Here is a 20,123-nt window from a genome sequence, read left to right on the forward strand (position 1 = left end):
ACAAGATTTTCGAGGGATTCTATGAACAGCCCAGTTTATCAAACTGTGATTATCGGCGGCGGCTTTACGGGATTATTTACAGCCTTACACCTAGCTCACGAAAATTATCCTCGCTCTGTTATATTGATAGATAAAGACGAGCGCTTTTGCTTTAAGCCGCTACTATATGAATATTTCGATGGTGAGATGGATAGCTTTCAAGTAGTCCCGCGTTTTTCGGAATTACTTAAAGGTAGCGGTGTTATCTTTGTTCAAGATGCAGTGCAATCGATAGACTTGCATCAAAAGGCAGTCAAATTAGCTTCGGGAAACTCTTACAATTACAGCAACTTAGTATTAGCTTTGGGCAGTGTTACTGGCTATCATCAAGTTGAAGGTGCTAGAGAAAATGCCTTTCCTTTCTGGACGCAAGCAGATGCGATCGCTCTTGATCGTCATTTACGCGACTGTTTGCAAAAAGCTATCCAAACTGAAGATGTAGAACAACGTCGAAAACTATTAACAGTAGTCATAGTTGGTGGTGGTGCTTCTGGTGTAGAAATGGCGGCAACTTTAGCTGATTTTCTCCCACATTGGTATAGCGCTTTGGGAGGAAATTCTGCTGAAATTCGGGTGATTCTTCTCAATCATGGTCAAAAAATCCTTGATGGCGATATTAACGATCCACTACGTCCAATTGCGGAGAAAGAATTACAAAAACGGACTATACCAATTGAAATTCTCATGGGAGCAGAAGCTACTGCTGTTTACCCCAATACAATTGAATATAAGAGCAATAATCAAGTTAACATACTGCCAACATACACCACTATTTGGACTGCTGGTACTTCCACTCATCCACTGATTCAAGACTTACCAATTCCCAAAGAACATCGGGATCATCATAACCGTCCCTTAGTCACTCCCACTATGCAACTGCTCGACTTTCCAGAAGTTTTTGCAGGCGGTGATTGTGCAGCAGTTCAGGATAATTCGCTACCACCTACAGCCCAAGTTGCTTATCAGCAAGGAGCCAATATTGCCCAGAATTTGAAAGCGATCGCTCTAGGAGAAGAACTCAAACCAGCAAAGGTAAATATACGCGGAACTCTCTTAAAATTGGGGTTAAATGATGCTGCTGCTAACCTTTTCAATGTTTTTGAAGTTGCAGGCGAATCTGGGCATTTAATCCGTCAAGGCACTTATTTAACGCTATTGCCAACACCAATTCATGACTTTAAAGCAACAACTGAATGGGTGGATGAAGAGATTTTTCATCACCACCTTGACCCTCACGATGTAGGTAAAAAAGTCGTGCAAGCAGTGGAAGTAGTTGGTGCAGGAGTTGTAGGTGTTTTAGTTGCCAGAAAATTATTAAAAATGTTGGGAGACGAGGAGAAAAATAAATAAGGATTGGGGAGTGGCAAAAAGCTTCCTGGGAATGCATATTGATAGCCGCAGTCTCAACTGGCGTGCAACCCAATCTCGCTTGGATAATTTACCAGGAGCAGAAGTCAAGATTACAGCATTGCGACCTGTTGAAGATGGTGTGGGAATTGAACTGTTAGACTATATTGTGCCTGGAAAAGGCCGCCCAATGCCGAGTGCCTGGAAAAGTTGTGATATTGCACATATCCAAATTGAGCTTATAGTTGCCCAACTGCTAGACGGCATTAATTCTTATTTATTTCTTTAGTAGAATAAGAATTTCATAATTATTTCACTTTTTCGTGAAAGCGTAATTAAAGAAGGCTTTTAGCACTGGGTTGACTATGCGGCTGATATTAGTTGAGGATGAAGCAGATTTAGGTGCAGCAATCAAACAAGTCCTGAGCCATGAGGCGTATATAGTTGACTGGTTTCTAGATGGTACTCAGGCATGGCAATATTTAGAAACTGGCTGGACTGAGTACACACTTGCGATTTTTGATTGGATGCTGCCTGGAGTATCGGGGATAGAGTTGTGTAAATGGTTGCGATCGCGCCAATTAACTCTACCTGTATTAATGCTAACGGCTAAAGACCGAATGGAGGAAAAGATTATTGGTCTAGATAGCGGTGCAGATGATTATTTGGTTAAACCCTTTGATATGGCAGAACTGCTGGCAAGATTGCGGGCATTACAACGGCGATCTTCTTACGTAGGAGTAACGCTGACACCTCAAGTCCAACCCCGACGCTTACAAGTAGGTTGCCTGACGCTCAATTACAGCACTCATCAACTTACTCGTCAGTATGGTCACGGTGAAAATCAAATATTCTCTTTAACTGTCAAGGAATTTCAATTGCTGGAATATTTCATGAGACATCCTAACCAAATTGTCAGCCGCGACCAAATTATTAATCAGCTTTGGGAAATTGGTGCAGAACCAGTTAGTAATGTCGTAGCAGCACAAATTCGCTTATTGAGACGCAAATTAGGAGAAGAAGAGAACGAATCTTTAATTGAAACTGTTTATGGTGTGGGCTATCGTCTCAATATTCCAGCTGCGGAAATAAGCAGATGATTTCTGCTAACTCGACAGCGACACTTTCACCAAGGTTATAGAAATATGGAACGCAACCCCATTTTCCACCAGACTCGGTTGCGGCTGGCAGCTTGGTATACCCTCGTCATGGGCGGTATTTTAGGGCTATCTAGTTTGGGGGTTTATAGTGTGGTTGCCCATGCCTACTATGAAACCATAGACCAGGGATTGCAATCAGTCGCAAAGGCACTCCATAAAAGTATTGAACCGGCTTGGCAGCAACCCGGACAATTACAACGCCTGAATAAAGAATTTTCTTTAGAATTATGTGTGGCTCAGACAAATTGTTTGCCTAAAACAACAGCTATTAAAAAATCAATCACAGAGGCGGCGAATCCAGTTAATTACTATATACGCTTATTGAATCGCTCAGGAAAACTTTTTGCTAGTGGAGGTATGGAATTTGACAATTTACCGATTACCTCAGAATTACAGCATTGGCAAATATTAACAGATTCTTCTGGCGCTCGATACCGCGAAATCACTTTACCTTTGTATACTCAAAAACAGGTTTCGGGTTATCTACAAGTGGCGCGTAGTATCACTGATTTAGACCAACATATTGCTTATTTAAGATTAGCTTTGGTGTTGGGATTGCCAATTTCCATGATTTTCGTTGGTTTGTCTAGTTGGTGGTTGGCAGGAAGGGCAATGCAACCTGTATATCTTTCCTACCAACAAATGCAACAATTTACTGCTGATGCTGCCCATGAGTTTCGCACACCTTTAGCAGCAATGTACTCTACTATTGAAGCTGCTATCAAGTTACAGCAAGAACCAAAATCCAATGGTGGAATTTTAGATGTACTCAAACGCCAAAATCGGCGACTATCACAATTAGTAGGAGATTTGCTGTTATTAACGAGGATAGACCAAAAAGAACTAACAGGAGAATATCAGTCTTGCTGTTTGAATGATTTAATTAGCGACTTAATTGAGGAATTAGCATTTTTGGCAGTAGAAACTAAAGTCAATCTCTCTAAACAGGTACAAATCCTAGAAAAACTGTATGTGATGGGAAATGAAGAACAGCTTTATCGCTTAATTTCCAACTTAATTTCTAATGCAATTCAAGCTACATTTAGCGGTGGGAAAGTTACGGTTTTTTTGGAAAAAAGTGAGCTTTACGCCATGATTAAAATTCAAGATACAGGAATTGGTATTGCTGTTGAACATCAACAGCGAATTTTTGATCGCTTCTACCGAGTAGATCGCGATCGCTCTCGTACCTCTGGCGGTTCGGGTTTGGGATTAGCGATCGCCATCGCAATCGCCAGAGCGCATAAAGGCAATATTCACGTTCAAAGTCAACCTGGGCTAGGTAGTACATTTACAGTTCGACTTCCTCTTTCATCGTGATTTCTGGAAATAAATGTTGCTATCTAGTGCATTATTTATCTTGATAACGATATTCTATGCTAAGTAAGTTGGTGGGAATGAACCAAATTATATTACGAAACATAAATATGCTTAAAACCCTTACCAATGACCAATGACAAAGGACTAATGACTAATGACAGTCACCGCCAGTTAGCTTTAATTACACCGACTTACTTAAAGCTTTTGTTTAAAATCCAGAATCTAAAATCATTTGATTTGGAGGAGTTTTGATAAATAATATTCGCAATCGCTTTAGGGGTTTTAAGCGCAAAAGGGTTGAACCATCACAACTAAAACAGTTGGTACATGAGTTATTGGAAGAGTCTAGTCTCGACGCAACATATTTGGTTTTGATTATTGGCTCATGTGCGATCGCTACATTTGGTCTACTTGCCAATAGCACTGCTGTAATTATCGGCGCAATGATTATCGCACCTCTGATGTTGCCAATTCGAGGTTTAGCCTTTGGTGCATTAATTGGAAATATCAACCTATTTCGTAAAGGCGTAATAGCAGTATTCTTAGGCACATTACTAGCACTTGTAATTTCTTGCAGTATAGGTTGGATCGTTAATCTACCTAGTTTCGGCAGTGAAGTGCTATCTCGCTCCAAACCTAACCTGCTTGATTTGGGTATTGCAGTCGCAGCAGGTGGTATTAGTGGCTACGCTAAGGTAAATTCAAAAATCTCTGCTAGTGTGGCAGGGACGGCAATAGCTGTTGCCCTTATGCCCCCAATTTGCGTCATCGGTTTAGGTCTAGCAAAATTTAACTTGTCACTCAGCTTAGGAGCGACTTTGCTCTACCTAACAAATCTTTTGGGTATTAGCCTTGCTTGTATGCTGACATTTTTATTCACCGGTTATTCTCCTGTCGATCGCGCCCAAAAAGCACTGCTATGGGCATTGGGGTTAACAGGTGCTTTACTGATACCTTTAACTGTGAGCTTTACCCAATTAGTTAGACAAGCAGAACTCGAAACCCATTTGAGAAAGGCACTGCTGAACCGAACTGTAACTTTTCAACGTTTGGAACTACTGAAAACTGATACTAATTGGCTGAGTAATCCGCCTCAAGTTCGCTTGAGTGTTAGCGCACAAGAACCTGTAACATCAAAGCAAGTAAGCCTTTTAGAAGCGTTTCTTGAAAAAGAAACTAGGCAACGTTTTTCCCTGATTTTTGAAGTTAGTCAAGTGAAAGAAGTCAGAGGAGAAAAATCAGATTATCCTCACAAATAAAATAGATATCGACCGAATTTAAATATGCGTTATTCAGAATCCTTGTAGAGACGTAGCACTGCTACGTCTCTACATTCATTTTCACTCCTATATCTAATATCTAAAATCCTATTATCTTGCCCTAAAATAAATTTTTCATCCTATTTATAGATAGGAAAAACGAACTAAAGGTGGAGTTAGATATCAGGATTTTTTTATATAGTTATTAAAGTTGACTAATTAAGCAAGTAAGATCATGAATGCAGATATATCCGCACTCTGGGATAGAATTCAGGGAATGATTAACGGATTCATTGTCCTACTGCCGAATATCGTGCTGGCATTGATTGTCTTTGCAATCTTCTTCGCGGTGGCTAGAGCGATTAAGAGAGTAGTTAAACGATTGACTCGCGATCGCCACCAAGCTCGGAATCTAGGACTAGTACTGGGACGCTTGGCGCAAGGTACAATACTGTTAATCGGGCTATTTGTGGCTTTGTCGATTGTAATACCGACATTCCGAGCCGGAGATTTGATACAACTACTGGGGATTAGCGGCGTAGCGATCGGCTTTGCCTTTCGTGACATTCTGCAAAACTTCTTGGCTGGGATTCTGATCCTCTTGACAGAGCCGTTCCAAATCAATGACCAAATAGTTTTTAAAGGCTTTGAAGGAACTGTAGAAAATATTGAGACACGAGCGACAACAATTAGAACTTACGATGGTCGTCGCATTGTCATTCCTAACTCAGAATTGTTCACTAATTCGGTAACTGTAAACACTGCCTTTGAAAGTCGCCGACTACAGTATGATGTCGGTATTGGTTACGGCGATGATATAGACCGAGCCAAGGAGTTAATGCTTGAAGCATTGCATAGTGTGCCGGAAATACTGAAAGATCCTGCTCCTGATGTGCTGCTCATGGAACTTGCCGAAAGTACCGTTAATATCCGCATTCGTTGGTGGATCAACCCGCCACGACGTGCAGATGACCTCGCATCAAGGGACAAAGTGCTGTCTGCAATTAAGAAAACCTTAGTTGAAAATGGCATTGATTTGCCTTTTCCCACACAGCAAATTTTATTCCATGACCAGACAGAAGAGATAGATGGCGATCGCTCCCGTCAGCGTGAAGGTTGGCCATCTGGTAAAGGTGAAATACCAAAGCCTCGCAGCATTAGCAGTTCACTCAGGTTACTTGCTCAAAAGCAAGATGATGGCAATAGTAAAGTAGATTCTACAACGGTCAATAACGAAACATGAAAAATGTCAAACTGAGCAAACTTTGGGATACGCTCCACTCAAGTTACTGGTTCATTCCCTCAATTATGGCTATACTTACCACTGCGTTGGCATTTACAATGTTAATGCTCGATCGCACAGGTAAAGCAAATATTAATTATTGGTGGAGCTACACTGGTGGAGCAGATGGAGCGCGATCGCTTTTAGGAGCAGTTGCAGGTTCAATGATTAGCGTTGCTGCTACTGCCTTTTCAATTACAATCGTGGCGCTTCAGTTAGCTGCTTCCAATTTTGGCCCCCGTCTACTGCGTAATTTCATGCAGGACACTGGTAATCAACTTGTGCTTGGCACATTTATAAGTACGTTTATCTACTGCTTGCTCATACTTCGGACTATTCATGGTGACGGAGATGGATATAGTCAGTTTGTACCGCAAGTTTCGGTTACATGCGGTATTTTACTCGCAATTATTAGCATCGGAGTTTTGATTTATTTTATCGATCATGCTTCTACAATAATTCAAGCTTCACATATCATCGAAAACGTTAGTGATGACTTAGATAAAGCCATCGATCGCTTGTTTCCCAAAAAAATTGGGCGTAGCGTCCCATTTAAACAAGAAGTTGCAGAAATACCTGAAAATTTTGACTTCGCTGCAAGTCCTGTAAAAGTTAATAATAATGGTTATATACAAGCAATTGACGACGAAGGATTGATGAAAATTGCCCGAAAACACAATCTTTTACTGCGCGTCGAGTCTCGACCGGGAAAATTTGTTGTTAAGGACAGTGATTTAGTTATGGTTTTTCCTGGTGAATTTGTGAACCAAAAATTAACCAAACAAATCAATGATGCCTTTATTTTGGGTAAAGAACGTAGCGAACAGCAAGATATCGAGTTTCCCATCGATCAGTTAGTAGAAATTGCCCTACGTGCGCTTTCTCCAGGAATTAATGACCCATTTACCGCAATTCGCTGTGTTGATAGACTAGGAGCGGGACTGTCCCGTTTAGCTCAAAAAAATTTTCCTTCACCCTACCGTTACGATGAAGATGATAAATTACGTGCGATCGCTTTTGGGGTAACATTTGAGGGATTGGTTGATAGTGCCTTTAATGGAATTCGGCAATATGCACGATCTGATGCATCAGTAACCATTCGTTTATTGGAAGCGATCGCTAATGTTGCAACTTACACTAACAATCCCAAATACCAAGTAGTTTTACAGCGTCATGCAGAGATGATTTTGCGCGGTAGTCAAGAGGGTTTACCAGAAGAACTAGACCGCCAGGATGTGCAAAAGCAATATGACAATGCGATTCAAGCTTTAAAAAATCAGATATTAGCTGAAAGAAAAAAATGAAACTTCTAAATTGGATGATTTAATTATGGACTCTCTGGGGGCTGGATTAGCAGCTTTAATTAGTTTTTGGGCGTTGCGAAATTGGATAAATCGTAATGCAGAGGCAAACAATTCACAAACTGAGACATATATTTAAAACACTTGATAAATGTTCTACAATAAAAAAGGATCTTCATCGTATGCTGAATCCGTCTACTAAAAAGCTTGAAACTCTTCCTTTCTAAGTCAAGAATAGCAGTCGTTATTACTAGCATTTTATTTATGCTTACTACGCGAAATTTAGGCTTCTAACCTGGATTTAAAAGTAAAGTTCTGATGCTTAACTAAAGGTTTAGTATAGCAGGTAAAGAAGAGGAATAAATAAATTCCAATTTTCTACATTCCCTTAAATCATCTACTTAGGAGGTATATATGTTAGATATAGAACAATTTTCACATCCACCAAAAAAACAAGAATTTGCTGCAATCTTTCGTTTAGTAAGTCGAATTAGTTTTTGGGTGCAGTTAGTACTTGGTGGTGTTTCTGGCATCGCTGTATTCTTGTCATGCTTTAGTCGTAGTATTACCACTCAAACAAACAATGCAGGTATAGGGTTTGGGATATTTTTGGCTATTGTTGGTATTTTATTGCTGTGCTTTCGAGTATATTGGGCTGTCCGTTATCGGAAAATGGCTAAACTTTTACAAACACCAAATTCTGAAAACCATCCCAAAAAAGAAGACGTAATTAAAAGTTTACAAATTGGATTGCTTGTGAGTTTAATAGGCTTATTAATAGCTTTTCTTGCTTCGGAAGTGACGGTTACAGTTATATTGGGAAAAGCAGTAGCACAACCTCAAGGCGTCGCAATTTATCAACCATAAAATGTAATTCGTTCGCTAGATATTTTTGTCATGTTAGCAAATGTAAACATGATTGGCGCTCACTTTTTTGGTGGAGTTACCTCTCTTGGTCTACTCTATTGGTTGGAAGAGTAAGAGGTGCAGCATTGATTTGATTTTCCTAACTTATGGCTATAGAATTACTAATCTATCTCAGCGATCGCTCGTGGTTTTGCCACAGCAGCCGGATTAGAACGCAGCACAGCAGTCCAGATTGGGGTGAATTTGGCATTACGTCGTCCCCACAGTCGCCAAGATAAATTTGAAGCCGATCGAAGAGGACTGAAGACTTTAGGATGTGCTGGTTATGCTCAATCTGCCATGATTGCTTTTATGCAAAAGTTACTCAACCAGCCTTCAGTGCCAACATTTTTGAGTACTCACCCTGCAACCAGCGATCGCACAGAATAGTTGGTGATGGTAGAGTAGGAGCGCTGACGTGGCAAGCTTTACGCAGTAATATAGCACCCGTGCGCCGTCGTCGTTTCTAACAGTGGCTACACAAACTCTCGTCCGCCTGTGCGGACTAAGAGAAAATTAATGACATAGGTAGTATTGCCTTACCAGAGTTCCAACAGGGATGTTTTTAGCCTGAGAGTGAGCAGAAAATTTCATGCAGCCACTTGACATCAAAATTAAGTGCATATACACTTAATTTATGGATAAACACACTAACCCAATCAATACCGATCTTCTAGATCAAGTGGGTTCAGCGTGCGCCTGTTTCAATATCCGAAAGGCTTCTCGTGTTATGACACAACACTTTGATGAAGTACTCAAGCCGAGCGGATTGCTAGTGACTCAGTTCACCATTCTGGCTGCTGTAGCGATCGCAAAATCAGCCACGGTCAACGAGTTAGCGGAGATGCTAGTGATGGATCGCACGACCTTAACCAGGAATCTCAAGCCCCTTGAACGCGAAGAATGGTTAAAATCCAAACCTGGACAAGACCAGCGAACTCGTATCATTGCCTTGACCGAAGCCGGAGAAGCTGTCTTAGCGAAAGCTTTACCATTGTGGAAACAGGCTCAAAGCATGGTTGAGACAGCGCTTGGACAGCAACGATGGAACACTTTGTTGGCGCATTTAGTGGAAGCAACAGCACTCTTGCGTTAAGTCTAAAATTTTTCTCCAAAAAGTGTATATGCACTTAATTTCTCTATGTTGGCAGTTGATGATAAGCATTCAAATAAATCATCGGCACCTCGTGTCAAGGAGTCAGCAACATGAAAACGATTGCGGACGTAGCGCGCCGATGACATGGTGGCAGAAGTTCAGGGCTATCATCTTTCCTCTCATAGCATTATTAGCAAAATCATTACAAAAAGGTAGGTCATCATGGAAGAGGGCATGTCGGATAATCCTGGAGTAATTGCTTTTCCGCCAGCACTCTATGCTGGAACATTATTAATCGGATTAGTACTTAGTTTCGTGTTTCCAATCGACTTTTTATCGCGATCGGTAGCACTAGTTTTGGGAGTATTAGCGATTATTTGCGCGGGTTTGATAGTAACTTCAGCTTTTCGGACGATGAATCGCGCCCAGACAGAGGTTAACCCTTCACGTCCGACAACAGCGATCGTTTCGGACGGAGTTTTTAGGTTAAGTCGCAACCCAATTTATTTGTCTCTGACTCTGCTTTACATCGGCATCGCGTTGCTATTTAGTGCGCTCTGGGCATTGTTACTATTATTGCCCCTTTTAGTTATTGTGCAAATCGGGGTTGTTCAGCGCGAAGAGAGTTACTTGGAGCGTAAATTTGGCGATGAATACTTACGCTACAAGGCACGAGTGCGTCGCTGGGTATAAATTACCCATTCAAACCAATTGAAAATTACTCTATGGAGAAAAGCTGATGAGCGACATCAATAAAAACAAGCAGATTATCCAGAACTTTATTCAAGTAGTTTGGAACGGTCGAAACCTTGCTGCTTTGAAAGACTTTTGGACAGAAGATTGTATCAATCACGCAATGCCAGGGTCAGAAAATCGAGGACTTGACGCGCTTAGGGTCTATCACGATTCGTTCTTTGATGATTTTTTCTCTGCTTTCCCCGACATCGAGATTGAAATCATGCAGCAGGTTGCGGAAGGAAATCGGGTTGTTACATATATCGTAAGCAAAGGCAGACACAGTGGCGCATTCTACGGCATTCCACCAACAGGCAAAACCATCTCAACATCAGTGATCCGAATTGATCGTGTTCAAGATGGCAAGATCGCCGAGCATTGGTCTGTTTCCGACGCGGCAGGTCTGATGCAGCAACTTCAATCTTGAACTGTAGTAATGCTTTTTGGACAACAAAAATGTCAAACACTGCAATTGCTACTGCTTGATATAAAAACTATGAGTTAGCCAAAATCCAAAATCTATACAGATTTATAGTTATCAACGCTAGAGGCTTCTATGGCTAAATTTGATAACCATCCTACCGTGAGATGGTGGCGTGAGCAGTCTACAAACAACCCAAAAACAAGCACAGTCGCTTTGAATTCTGATTCACTCCGAACACTTTGTTTGGATGCGGGTGCTGATGATGTAGGATTTGTGGAAATTTATCGACCCACGATCGCCGACCAACATGCCGAAATTCTGGCAGTATTTCCACCCACCAAAACATTGATTAGCTTTGTCTGCTGCATGAATCGGGAAAACGTTCGCACTCCAGCGCGATCAATCGCTAATCTGGAATTTCATGCCAATTACGACCATGCAGATGAAGTAGCTCGAAACCTCGTCAAAGCATTCGCGCAGATTGGTGTCCGAGCCTTGAATCCGTCAGTGGCATTCCCAATGGAAATGGATCGTTATCCAGACAAAAAAGCCTGGGTTATATCTCATAAACCTGTGGCTGTTGAAGCAGGATTAGGACACATAGGAATTCATCGAAATGTGATTCATCCTAAGTTTGGTAATTTCATTGCCCTCGGTACAGTTTTAATCGATACAGAAGTAACGGAGTACGCCCACCCGATCGATTACAATCCCTGCATTGAGTGTAAATTGTGTGTTGCGGCTTGTCCTGTAGGCGCGATCGGGGCTGACGGTAGTTTTAGCTTTTCAGCTTGTTACACTCATAATTACCGCGAGTTCATGGGCGGATTCACAGATTGGACAGAGACGATCGCTGACAGCAAAAGTGCTAGTGATTATCGAAAAAAAGTCAGTGCTTCTGAATCAGCCTCAATGTGGCAAAGCTTGTCTTTCAAGCCGAACTACAAAGCAGCCTACTGTATTGCGGCATGTCCGGCGGGAGAGGATGTAATTGCCCCATTCTTGAGCGATCGCAAAGCATTTATTAAAGATGTGGTCAAGCCATTGCAGGACAAAACCGAAACCATCTATGTGGTACCGGGATCGGATGCCGAAAACTATGTTACCAAACATTTTCCCAATAAAACGGTGAAGCTTGTGAGCAGTGGCATTCGTCCTCAATCGATTCAAGGATTTCTCTTTGGATTACCATTGTTATTTCAACGCAATCGGTCGGAGGGATTGAGTGCAATTTACCATTTCACATTCACTGGTTCTGAGTCTCGTCGTGCAACAGTGACGATTCAAAATAAAATGGTACGAGTTCAAGAAGGACATCTTGGGAAAGCAGATATTTCTGTCACGGCAGATAGCAAAACTTGGCTGGGTTTTCTTGGCAAGGAACAAAACCTAATTTGGGCATTGCTGCGGTGTAAAATTCGGGTTAGTGGTTCTCTTAAGCTACTTCAGGCATTTGGTAAATGTTTTCCTGCCTGAAATATTCAGTTAAATGTGGTGAGAGGCGATCGCTTTTGGTCGTGTCTGTCGAGCGATCGCCTGGAATGGGAATAATTAGGGCTTGCTGAAAAAAAAGAAAAGGTGACAGTCTCTAGATTCTCAGACCAAAGAAGTATATTACGGTGCAAGATAAGATTGCTATAAGTACAGCATCCATCGGGGTAAAATGTTGGGAGTTTGATAATCTCTTGCCCGTCAAGTTGCTCTCCAAAGGGTGCTGGAATATTTAGAAACAGCACAAAAGCGTCCCGGCATTCAGCCAGAGTTTTATGACTACCAGAAGACGCTACTTTCAAGTGAAATTACCTGTTTGCAAGAAGAAATTGATAAGTTACTTGATGAATACCCAAATTTACAAGAATTTACAACCGAAGAACTGCGAGGGGAACTGCTGGCAATTGAAGCTGATACCTACGCTGAGTTTGTCCGCGCAGGTAAGTTAAATAAAGAACTGTCACCTTTTTTACAACCAACCCATGACAGAGCAGATGGGAGGGAATAAGTCTATACTGCATAGTAATACCGTTTCACTTTAAGATTGATACAGATTCTTGCAAGGGGGAGCAGAGGAAGCAGGGGGAGCAAGAATAGTGATTTGTATCAATAATTTCGTGAAATGGTATATAGCGTCTCCTAATCTGCTGAGGTACGAATTTATCTGTGTTGATTCATGTTTATCTGTGGTTAATTACTTCTTCTTGTATCTCATTGAAGTGAGAACCCCTGTAAGCGATCGCAACTTAACAAGATTGTAAACTCTTTAGGTTCTGTCTTCATTTGCTCCAGCCGTCAAAAATGCTATCCGTTTAAAGGCTCCCAAGAACAACCAGAGGTAATTGAACGCTCACTTTAGTACCTATCACAGTGTCAGACTCAATAGATAATTCTCCACCATGAGCATTGATGATACGTTTGCTAATGGCAAGCCCCAACCCAGTACCGCTTGGTTTTGTGGAAAAGAAAGGCTGCATTAGCTTTGATAAAACCTCTGAAGGAATTGGCTCACCACCATTGCAGACATTAATACAGATTTTATCAGGAGACGAATTATCCACTTCCCATTTAATCGCATCTCCGGCTGAGACTGCCTCACAAGCATTGCGGACAATATTAATAAACACTTGTTTTAGCTTATCTTTATCTCCTAAGATTTTGACTGTAGGTAACGCTGGAATAAATTCGATTTGCCGTGAGAGTGCTTCTGGCATCTCGCACATTAGCATCAGTAATTCACAAATAAATTCATTCACATCCAATTCACACAGTTGCAATACCTGGGGTTTGGCATAAAGCAAAATTTCACTCAGCAGATTTTCTAGCCGACTAGCCTCACTAAGTGCCAACGATAATCGCTCAAGAGCCGCTTCAGTCAGAACAGTTTTCTTAAAATACTTCAATCCCATAATCATTGTTGTTAGTGGATTGCGAATTTCATGCACAATCATCGCCGCAAATTCACCAATAGCTGCCAGTCGTTCCTGTTCTAAAAGCTTGGCTTGGGCTGCTTGTAGTTCTGCGGTGCGTTTTTCTACCTCAGTCTCCAGGATATGATTAAATTGGCACTGCTGCTGGTAAAGATGGTAATGGTCGATGGCAGTAGCAGCACGTTCGGCGAACAATTCCACAATTTGGATTTCTTCTTTTGTAAATTCTCTCGCTTGCCGATGAAAAGAGCAAACAGTACCGAAGATTTGACCTTCAGTAGTTTGTAAAGGTATACCTAAATATGCTCGATAACCTGGCGCAGGTTTACCATATTCTGGATTAGCCACAGCATCCTCAACAGCTAATGTGCGCCCAATTTGCAAAACTGTAGCAATCAATCTACCATGCAGTGCATAAACGCGAGGTGTATCTTCGGACATTTCCAGACTACTAGCTAGAACAGTTTCAAACCCTTCTTGGCAAAAGGTAACAACCGTCCAATCAACTGCAATCAGTTCGCTGACTCCACAGGCAATATTGTGTAAATAGCTACCTATCTCACCAGTGCGATAGTTCAAAGAGGACAAACGTGCTATTATCTGCCGCTCGCGCTGCCAAGGCTGTTGCAACAACATTTCTTCATCATTGGCTTTGCTCATGGATGCTTGTTGCATGGTTTAGCAAAATAAGTTAAAAAATCAAATATTAAATATTGGATTTTCCAGGTATTAACTCTGGATATCCTAATAATTTTGATGGGGAAATTTTACTAGATAAATGTGCTATTTATGCAGAAAAAGTATGAATTTTTACTTAAATAAATGTAAATTTATACAACAAATAGCAAGCGAAAATCAGGTTGGTTATGGTCAGTGAAGCGAAACAATCCTATAGCCTTATGATAACTTGACTTTAGTCTGCTTTATTCACAATGACATAGTTATAGTAGAAGTCAGAAGCGACACAAGGTCTTGTGCCCATACAGAAGTTTTGCTCTATATCTGGCTGGCTATAGATTTGAAAAAGCATATCTGACAAACTGGCGTATATTTTTTTACATTTAATCACTTATAAGATAAAAATTTAAATTTGGCTGAGAAATCTGTAAGAAGTTTCTAAGGGAAATATCAGTTTTTTAGATATCAATCCTTATCTATTCATAATTCTTAGATAAATTATTTAAGCAATAATCAGTTTAAAGTTCAAGCCAAGAGCTATATTGCTGATTGAGACATTGAGGAATTGAAATCATGAAATTAAGACATTTATTAATACTGGGCTTGTCTTCTCTTGTCATGGTTGGCTGCGTCCGCGAAGTCTCAAAGAACCAGGCTAATGAAAGTCCTATAGCTGTGAATGCCTCTGTTCCCGTGTCTTCAACTCAGGCGAAACCGTTAGGCAAGTCAACTCCTGGAACCTTTCTTCATTCTCCTAAAGGTCAACTTCACAGGTTTACAAACATCAGTTTAGATAGGAGACAACGATGCTAGAAAGTCTGGGAAGAATTAAGAATCCATTAGTCAGAAGTATAGCCGCAGCAGCTACAGTTGGTTCGGTAATTACCTTATCTGCTGCTGTTCTAATTGGAGTAACCAATGCCAAAGCTAAATCTGCCTATCAATTTGGTGTCTATTCCTCACTGTTTGGAACAGCTAGTGGTGCAGTATTTGGCTTAGTTTATACAAGCAAAGCAAGTGGAAACAAATCTACTCCAGACCTCAAAGCATCAGATAGTCATATTTGGCAAGATTGGCGAAATTTTGTTGTTGTTCGTAAGGTGAAAGAGAGCGAAGAAATTACTTCTTTCTATTTACAACCTGAAGATAAAGGGGAAATTCCCAACTTTAAACCAGGTCAATTTTTAACCATCAAACTTGATATACCTGGACAGGATAAGCCTATAATTCGTACTTACTCGCTTTCAGATTATCCTGAAAACTGTGAATACTATCGCCTCTCAATTAAGCGGGAACCTGCACCGAACGGATTAGATGTTATGCCCGGTATAGCATCTAATTTTATGCACGATCGCATTCAAGAAGGTTCAGTAATTCCAGCGAAACCACCAAACGGTAAATTTGTTTTAGATGTGCAGAAATCTATCCCCGCAGTCTTGGTTAGCAATGGTGTGGGAATTACGCCAATGATTAGTATGGCGAAAGCTTGTACTCTTCTTAATCCTACTCGTCCTATTTGGTTTGTACATGGTGCTAGAGACGGGAATTTTCACGCTTTTCGGGATGAAGTGAGGGAAATTTCAGGGCAAAATCATAATCTGAATGTGCATTTTCGCTATAGTCGTCCTACACCTGAAGATAGAGGTAAATACCACAGTGTTGGTTATGTTGATGCTGCTCTGATTCAAGAGTTAGTAAGACAAGAAGCTGAGTATTTTTTGTGTGGTTCTCCATCTTTTATGCAGTCCATAATGCAAGGATTAAAGGAATCGGGAGTACTTGACAGTAGAGTATTCTTTGAATCTTTCGGTAAACCGATGAAAAGTCAGTCTGAGAAACAAACTCCTAGCACAACTGGAGATGAAAAATTTGCAGAAATTGTCTTTGCTAAATCTGGCAAAACTTTGACATGGCAACCTAGTGATGGCACTATCCTAGAATTTGCCGAAGCCAATGATATTAATCCACCTTTTAGTTGTCGTGTAGGTGTTTGCGGTACTTGTATGTGTAAAATCAGCGAAGGTGCAGTTGCTTATCAAGAAGAACCAACTGCAACAACTGATCAGGGTTCAGTGTTGATTTGTATTTCTCAACCTGGAACGGCAAAATTGGTGTTGGATATTTAATCAATTCCTCTAATAATCAAGTAATATCAAGCATATTATCTATCAGGCTTAATATCGGTATAAAATTTTATTAGAGGAGATATTAAATTGTGCAAGTTATCTCTGTCAATGTAGGACTTCCCCGTGAAGTACTTTGGAAGGGCAAAACAGTTACAACTGGGATTTTTAAAGAACCAGTTGAGGGACGAGTGATGATGCGATGCCTTCTCTGCGAGACGCTACGCGAACGGCGGGCGTAGCCAACGCTCAACTTAGACGGGGATAGACAAGCTGATTTAAGTGTCCACGGAGGCAAAGACAAAGCAGTTTATGCTTATCCATTCGAGCATTACGACTATTGGCGGCGCAAGTTACCTGACATGGATTTGCCCTGGGGAATGTTTGGTGAAAACCTTACCACAGTTGGGCTGTTAGAAGATGAGGTTAATATTGGCGATCGCTTCCAAATCGGTAGCGCAGAGGTAATGGTAACTCAACCCCGAATGCCTTGTTATAAACTCTTAATCAAGTTTGGACGGGCTGATATAGTTAAACAGTTTTTAGATAGCCGCCTAACGGGGTTCTACTTTTCGGTGCTGCAAGAGGGTCAAGTCGGAAATGGTGATATTTTGTCGTTAATCAGTCGAGACTCAAATAATGTCACTGTTGCTGACATCACCCGACTTTATGCACGGGAAACAGACGATCTAGAACTGTTACACCGCACCGTACAAGTTGAGGCTTTACCTACAGGCTGGCGAGATTACTTTCAGCAGCAAATTGAGAAGTTTAAAAGATGAATTTCATTAATGTTAGAAAATAAAGCTGTAACCCATTCTCTGTATAAATTATTTTATTTTTCCAGAGTTATGTAGGAGATTAATCTGTCACAGCGATCGCATCAAGCGGGCGCTTACTGCTCCTGAGCAGACAGCGCCTTACGGTAAACGATTTTGTCAGCGCCCGCTTGATAGAAGTCGCGTATCCGTGCTTCCTCTTCATAACCGCACTTGCGGTAGAAAGCTCGTGTGCGCTCGAAGTCCGGCGTACCCGAAGTTTCCACCAGCAGCACACGCCCGCCGCGTGCCATCAATGTTTGCTCAACGTAGCGTAGCAGGGTTGCACCACGTCCTTGTCCTTGGCGGTCGGGTCGGATAGCAATCAACTGTAGATTCCACGTCTCATCAGTCATCCGTTCCATCTCACAGTAAGCGACCCCCACCGCCCCCTTGTCGTCGTCGGTAATCCAAAAGCGTTCGGCTTTGCCGTCTCGTAGAGAATGGCTGTCGTTGATACCACCGAAGTAATCGGATAGCATTTCGCCAAGTTCCTCAAGTTGGTTCGGTTGGAACAGTCCGGTTGCATCGGCTAAGGCAATCAGCGCGGTTGTGTCATTGGGTATGGTCGGTCGAATCATCGCAAACTCCGTGTGTGTGTAAAACAGGTTAGCCTTTGAAGGAAATATTACAACAGTTGTTATGTTGCATTAAAACATAACAACTGTTGTGATAAGATGTCAAGATACTTGTTTCATGTTGCTGTAAATCGAGGAAAGCTATGAGTTATGACGATCGCCGTATTGAAGTCACGAAAGCGGCATGGCGGGTGATTGTCCGTGAAGGATTGGATCGTGCCAGTATGCGGGCGATCGCGCAAGAACTTGGTTCTTCGACTGGGGTTGTTACCCATTACTTTCGAGATAAAGAAGAACTCACCTTATTTGCCCTGGAACAGGTGTTTGAAAACGTCCTAGAGGACATGAAAATCTGTGCCGAGGGACAGCAAGGAATTGACAGACTAGCACAAATGATTTTTGTAGCTCTACCTCTGGAGGACATTGACAAAGCTGATTGGAAGGTTTGGGTGGCATTTTTGGGCTATTCTATTGGGCGCGATCGCCTTGTTCAGGAACACCGAAAACGCTATGACCTTCTACGGCAGCTTATTTGTCAAGAGTTAGCTGACTTACAAAAAGCCAAGCTGATTCGAGCCGATCTTGATTTAACCCTCGAAGCCAATGCACTTATCGCCCTTGTGGATGGCATTGGCACTGGTGTTGTTATTTGTCCTGAGCAGTTCTCCGCAGATCAACAAAAATATCTTGTGCGGCGACATATCAATGCAATACTTGCATCATCTTGAACGCTGACGAGCAGATAGTATCGAATGATCATTGATTTTGATAATAAAAACTAATATAAATTTTTCCTGAGTTTATCCTAGATTTTTATTTATCAATTCACCTAGCAAATTTTAATCAAAATATCAGCCCCATCTTTGATAAAAACGTGATACTCAATATAGCAAATTAATAAAATAAAGTGCAGATATGCAGAGGGTGAGATGATGACAACTCCAACCCAAGAAGAAATCAGATTAGCAGAAGCCCAAAATCAGATAGCCCATTGGCGCAGATGGGGGCCATATTTGAGCGATCGCCAGTGGGGAACAGTACGCGAAGACTACAGCCCCAATGGTACAGCCTGGGACTATTTCACCCACGATCAAGCCCGTTCTCGCGCCTACCGTTGGGGTGAAGATGGGATTTTTGGTATTTCTGATAATCATCAACGGCTTTGTTTTGCGACGCCGAATAGCCCGTCGTAGACATCGCTCTTTGGAATGGTGAAGATTCTATTCTCAGAATATTGTAGAGGATTGGCTTAAAGGCGATCGCTATCTAATGACAAAATAGCTGAATAAACTCGGTTCTTGGTCTATTAAATAAAGGAGTTCACAACGTCATGTCAATTCATAACTTTACTCTCTCCCGCCAGTTATTACGCAACTTGTCCATCATTTCGCTGACTGTTGTACTCCTATACAGTGCATCTCGTGTGATACTTTCTGCTCCCGCCACTGATATCTCGAATGCTGCACCGCAGGGAAAGCAAGTAGCGGTTTTCGCTGGTGGGTGCTACTGGGGAATGGAAGCAGTTTTTGAGCATCTCAAAGGTGTTTCTGATGTCGTTTCTGGCTTTTCTGGAGGCGATGCAAAAACCGCAGACTACGCAATTGTTAGTGCTGGATTAACTAATCATGCTGAATCTGTGAAAATCACCTACGATCCATCAAAAATATCATATAATCAGCTTCTAAAAGTCTACTTTTTGGTAGCGCATGACCCAACAGAGTTAAATCGACAAGGCCCAGACTCAGGTAAGCAATATCGTTCGGCGATCTTTTTTGCTAACGATGAGCAGAAACAGGCTGCACAAAAATATATCGCTCAACTCAACAAATCGCGAATCTTCGACAAGCCGATTGTGACAGAATTAGATCCTTTGAAAGGTTTTTATCAGGCTGCGGCATACCATCAGAATTATATAGTGCATCATCCGAGCGATCGCTATGTGGTAGTGAATGACTTGCCGAAACTGGCTAAACTTCAAGCAAAGTTCCCTGATATGTATAGCAAGTAAGGGGATTTACAGCATTCGACTTTTAACATCCCCTCAATCCAGTGAAAGATTAGCCTATCCTGTAAGATGCTCGTCCATGCTTCTCCAGATATTGCTGATGATACTCTTCTGCTCTATAGAATTGTGAT

At 41.6% G+C, this 20,123-nt stretch carries 19 protein-coding genes and 5 pseudogenes; 21 read left to right on the forward strand and 3 right to left on the reverse strand.

Annotated features, from left to right (window positions below; all coding sequences use genetic code 11):
- Positions 1-21 precede the first annotated feature (21 nt).
- The 10 genes and pseudogenes from HWQ38_RS11390 (at position 22) to HWQ38_RS11435 (ending at position 9,710) form a co-directional block, all read left to right on the forward strand.
- Entirely contained in the window at positions 22-1,389 is a 1,368-nt protein-coding gene (locus HWQ38_RS11390; RefSeq protein WP_292793328.1) for an NAD(P)/FAD-dependent oxidoreductase, read from the forward strand.
- A gap of 10 nt (positions 1,390-1,399) precedes the next feature.
- Positions 1,400-1,675, forward strand: a complete 276-nt coding sequence (locus HWQ38_RS11395) for a hypothetical protein (protein ID WP_292793329.1) — start codon at positions 1,400-1,402, stop codon at positions 1,673-1,675.
- A 76-nt stretch (positions 1,676-1,751) separates the two neighbouring features.
- Complete coding sequence (gene rppA, locus HWQ38_RS11400) at positions 1,752-2,486, forward strand: two-component system response regulator RppA (protein ID WP_292793331.1); 735 nt, start codon at positions 1,752-1,754, stop codon at positions 2,484-2,486.
- A gap of 45 nt (positions 2,487-2,531) precedes the next feature.
- Positions 2,532-3,866, forward strand: a complete 1,335-nt coding sequence (gene rppB / locus HWQ38_RS11405) for a two-component system sensor histidine kinase RppB (RefSeq protein WP_292793333.1) — start codon at positions 2,532-2,534, stop codon at positions 3,864-3,866.
- A gap of 248 nt (positions 3,867-4,114) precedes the next feature.
- Positions 4,115-5,125: a DUF389 domain-containing protein gene (locus HWQ38_RS11410; protein ID WP_292793335.1), complete on the forward strand. Its 1,011-nt coding sequence runs from the start codon at positions 4,115-4,117 to the stop codon at positions 5,123-5,125.
- Positions 5,126-5,360: 235 nt separating this feature from the next.
- Positions 5,361-6,368 (forward strand): mechanosensitive ion channel family protein, encoded by a 1,008-nt coding sequence (locus tag HWQ38_RS11415; RefSeq protein ID WP_292793337.1) that lies wholly within the window; start codon positions 5,361-5,363, stop codon positions 6,366-6,368.
- The gene (locus HWQ38_RS11420; protein ID WP_292793339.1) at positions 6,365-7,711 is read left to right on the forward strand and encodes a DUF2254 domain-containing protein; all 1,347 of its coding nucleotides are present in this window, start codon (positions 6,365-6,367) and stop codon (positions 7,709-7,711) included. The genes HWQ38_RS11415 and HWQ38_RS11420 overlap by 4 nt, the downstream gene beginning before the upstream one ends.
- A gap of 411 nt (positions 7,712-8,122) precedes the next feature.
- A pseudogene (locus HWQ38_RS11425) lies at positions 8,123-8,689 on the forward strand (DUF3611 family protein).
- Positions 8,690-8,749: 60 nt separating this feature from the next.
- Positions 8,750-8,995: pseudogene (locus HWQ38_RS11430) on the forward strand (M48 family metalloprotease); the annotation flags it as partial.
- A 256-nt stretch (positions 8,996-9,251) separates the two neighbouring features.
- Positions 9,252-9,710 (forward strand): MarR family winged helix-turn-helix transcriptional regulator, encoded by a 459-nt coding sequence (locus tag HWQ38_RS11435; RefSeq protein WP_292793341.1) that lies wholly within the window; start codon positions 9,252-9,254, stop codon positions 9,708-9,710.
- A 2-nt stretch (positions 9,711-9,712) separates the two neighbouring features.
- Here the strand turns inward: HWQ38_RS11435 and HWQ38_RS11440 are convergent, their stop codons facing one another.
- Positions 9,713-9,856 (reverse strand): hypothetical protein, encoded by a 144-nt coding sequence (locus HWQ38_RS11440; RefSeq protein WP_292793343.1) that lies wholly within the window; start codon positions 9,854-9,856, stop codon positions 9,713-9,715.
- Positions 9,857-9,932: 76 nt separating this feature from the next.
- On the opposite strand from HWQ38_RS11440, the gene HWQ38_RS11445 reads away from it, so the two are divergent.
- The 4 genes and pseudogenes from HWQ38_RS11445 to HWQ38_RS11460 all read left to right on the forward strand — a co-directional run.
- The gene (locus HWQ38_RS11445; protein ID WP_292793345.1) at positions 9,933-10,403 is read left to right on the forward strand and encodes an isoprenylcysteine carboxylmethyltransferase family protein; all 471 of its coding nucleotides are present in this window, start codon (positions 9,933-9,935) and stop codon (positions 10,401-10,403) included.
- 46 nt (positions 10,404-10,449) lie between these two features.
- Positions 10,450-10,872, forward strand: coding sequence for an ester cyclase (locus tag HWQ38_RS11450; protein ID WP_292793347.1), 423 nt, complete (start codon positions 10,450-10,452; stop codon positions 10,870-10,872).
- 129 nt (positions 10,873-11,001) lie between these two features.
- On the forward strand, positions 11,002-12,345 hold the full coding sequence (locus HWQ38_RS11455) for an SCP2 sterol-binding domain-containing protein (RefSeq protein WP_292793350.1): 1,344 nt from the start codon (positions 11,002-11,004) through the stop codon (positions 12,343-12,345).
- 205 nt (positions 12,346-12,550) lie between these two features.
- Positions 12,551-12,868: pseudogene (locus HWQ38_RS11460) on the forward strand (sodium:proton antiporter); the annotation flags it as partial.
- A 304-nt stretch (positions 12,869-13,172) separates the two neighbouring features.
- Here the strand turns inward: HWQ38_RS11460 and HWQ38_RS11465 are convergent.
- Positions 13,173-14,450, reverse strand: coding sequence for an ATP-binding protein (locus tag HWQ38_RS11465; RefSeq protein ID WP_292793370.1), 1,278 nt, complete (start codon positions 14,448-14,450; stop codon positions 13,173-13,175).
- 824 nt (positions 14,451-15,274) lie between these two features.
- Between HWQ38_RS11465 and HWQ38_RS11470 the strand changes: the two genes are divergently transcribed.
- The 4 genes and pseudogenes from HWQ38_RS11470 (at position 15,275) to HWQ38_RS11485 (ending at position 17,373) form a co-directional block, all read left to right on the forward strand.
- The gene (locus HWQ38_RS11470; protein WP_292793353.1) at positions 15,275-16,594 is read left to right on the forward strand and encodes a 2Fe-2S iron-sulfur cluster-binding protein; all 1,320 of its coding nucleotides are present in this window, start codon (positions 15,275-15,277) and stop codon (positions 16,592-16,594) included.
- A gap of 89 nt (positions 16,595-16,683) precedes the next feature.
- Entirely contained in the window at positions 16,684-16,833 is a 150-nt protein-coding gene (locus HWQ38_RS11475) for a hypothetical protein (protein WP_292793355.1), read from the forward strand.
- 45 nt (positions 16,834-16,878) lie between these two features.
- Positions 16,879-17,190: pseudogene (locus HWQ38_RS11480) on the forward strand (MOSC domain-containing protein); the annotation flags it as partial.
- A complete protein-coding gene (locus tag HWQ38_RS11485; protein ID WP_292793373.1) occupies positions 17,167-17,373 on the forward strand; it encodes a 3-alpha domain-containing protein in 207 nt (68 codons plus the stop codon). The pseudogene HWQ38_RS11480 and the gene HWQ38_RS11485, both read left to right, overlap by 24 nt.
- Before the next feature lie 113 nt (positions 17,374-17,486).
- Here the strand turns inward: HWQ38_RS11485 and HWQ38_RS11490 are convergent, their stop codons facing one another.
- Positions 17,487-17,990 (reverse strand): N-acetyltransferase, encoded by a 504-nt coding sequence (locus tag HWQ38_RS11490; RefSeq protein ID WP_292793358.1) that lies wholly within the window; start codon positions 17,988-17,990, stop codon positions 17,487-17,489.
- A 140-nt stretch (positions 17,991-18,130) separates the two neighbouring features.
- On the opposite strand from HWQ38_RS11490, the gene HWQ38_RS11495 reads away from it, so the two are divergent.
- The 3 genes and pseudogenes from HWQ38_RS11495 to msrA all read left to right on the forward strand — a co-directional run bounded on the left by HWQ38_RS11495 (position 18,131) and on the right by msrA (position 19,995).
- Positions 18,131-18,715 (forward strand): TetR/AcrR family transcriptional regulator, encoded by a 585-nt coding sequence (locus HWQ38_RS11495; RefSeq protein WP_292793361.1) that lies wholly within the window; start codon positions 18,131-18,133, stop codon positions 18,713-18,715.
- Between the two features lie 204 nt (positions 18,716-18,919).
- Positions 18,920-19,159: pseudogene (locus tag HWQ38_RS11500) on the forward strand (hypothetical protein); the annotation flags it as partial.
- A 158-nt stretch (positions 19,160-19,317) separates the two neighbouring features.
- A complete protein-coding gene (gene msrA / locus HWQ38_RS11505) occupies positions 19,318-19,995 on the forward strand; it encodes a peptide-methionine (S)-S-oxide reductase MsrA (protein WP_292793364.1) in 678 nt (225 codons plus the stop codon).
- Positions 19,996-20,123 lie beyond the last annotated feature (128 nt).

Origin of the sequence: Nostoc sp. NMS7, from assembly GCF_017115085.1 — a bacterium.
In the GTDB taxonomy this organism is placed as follows: Bacteria; Cyanobacteriota; Cyanobacteriia; order Cyanobacteriales; family Nostocaceae; genus Nostoc.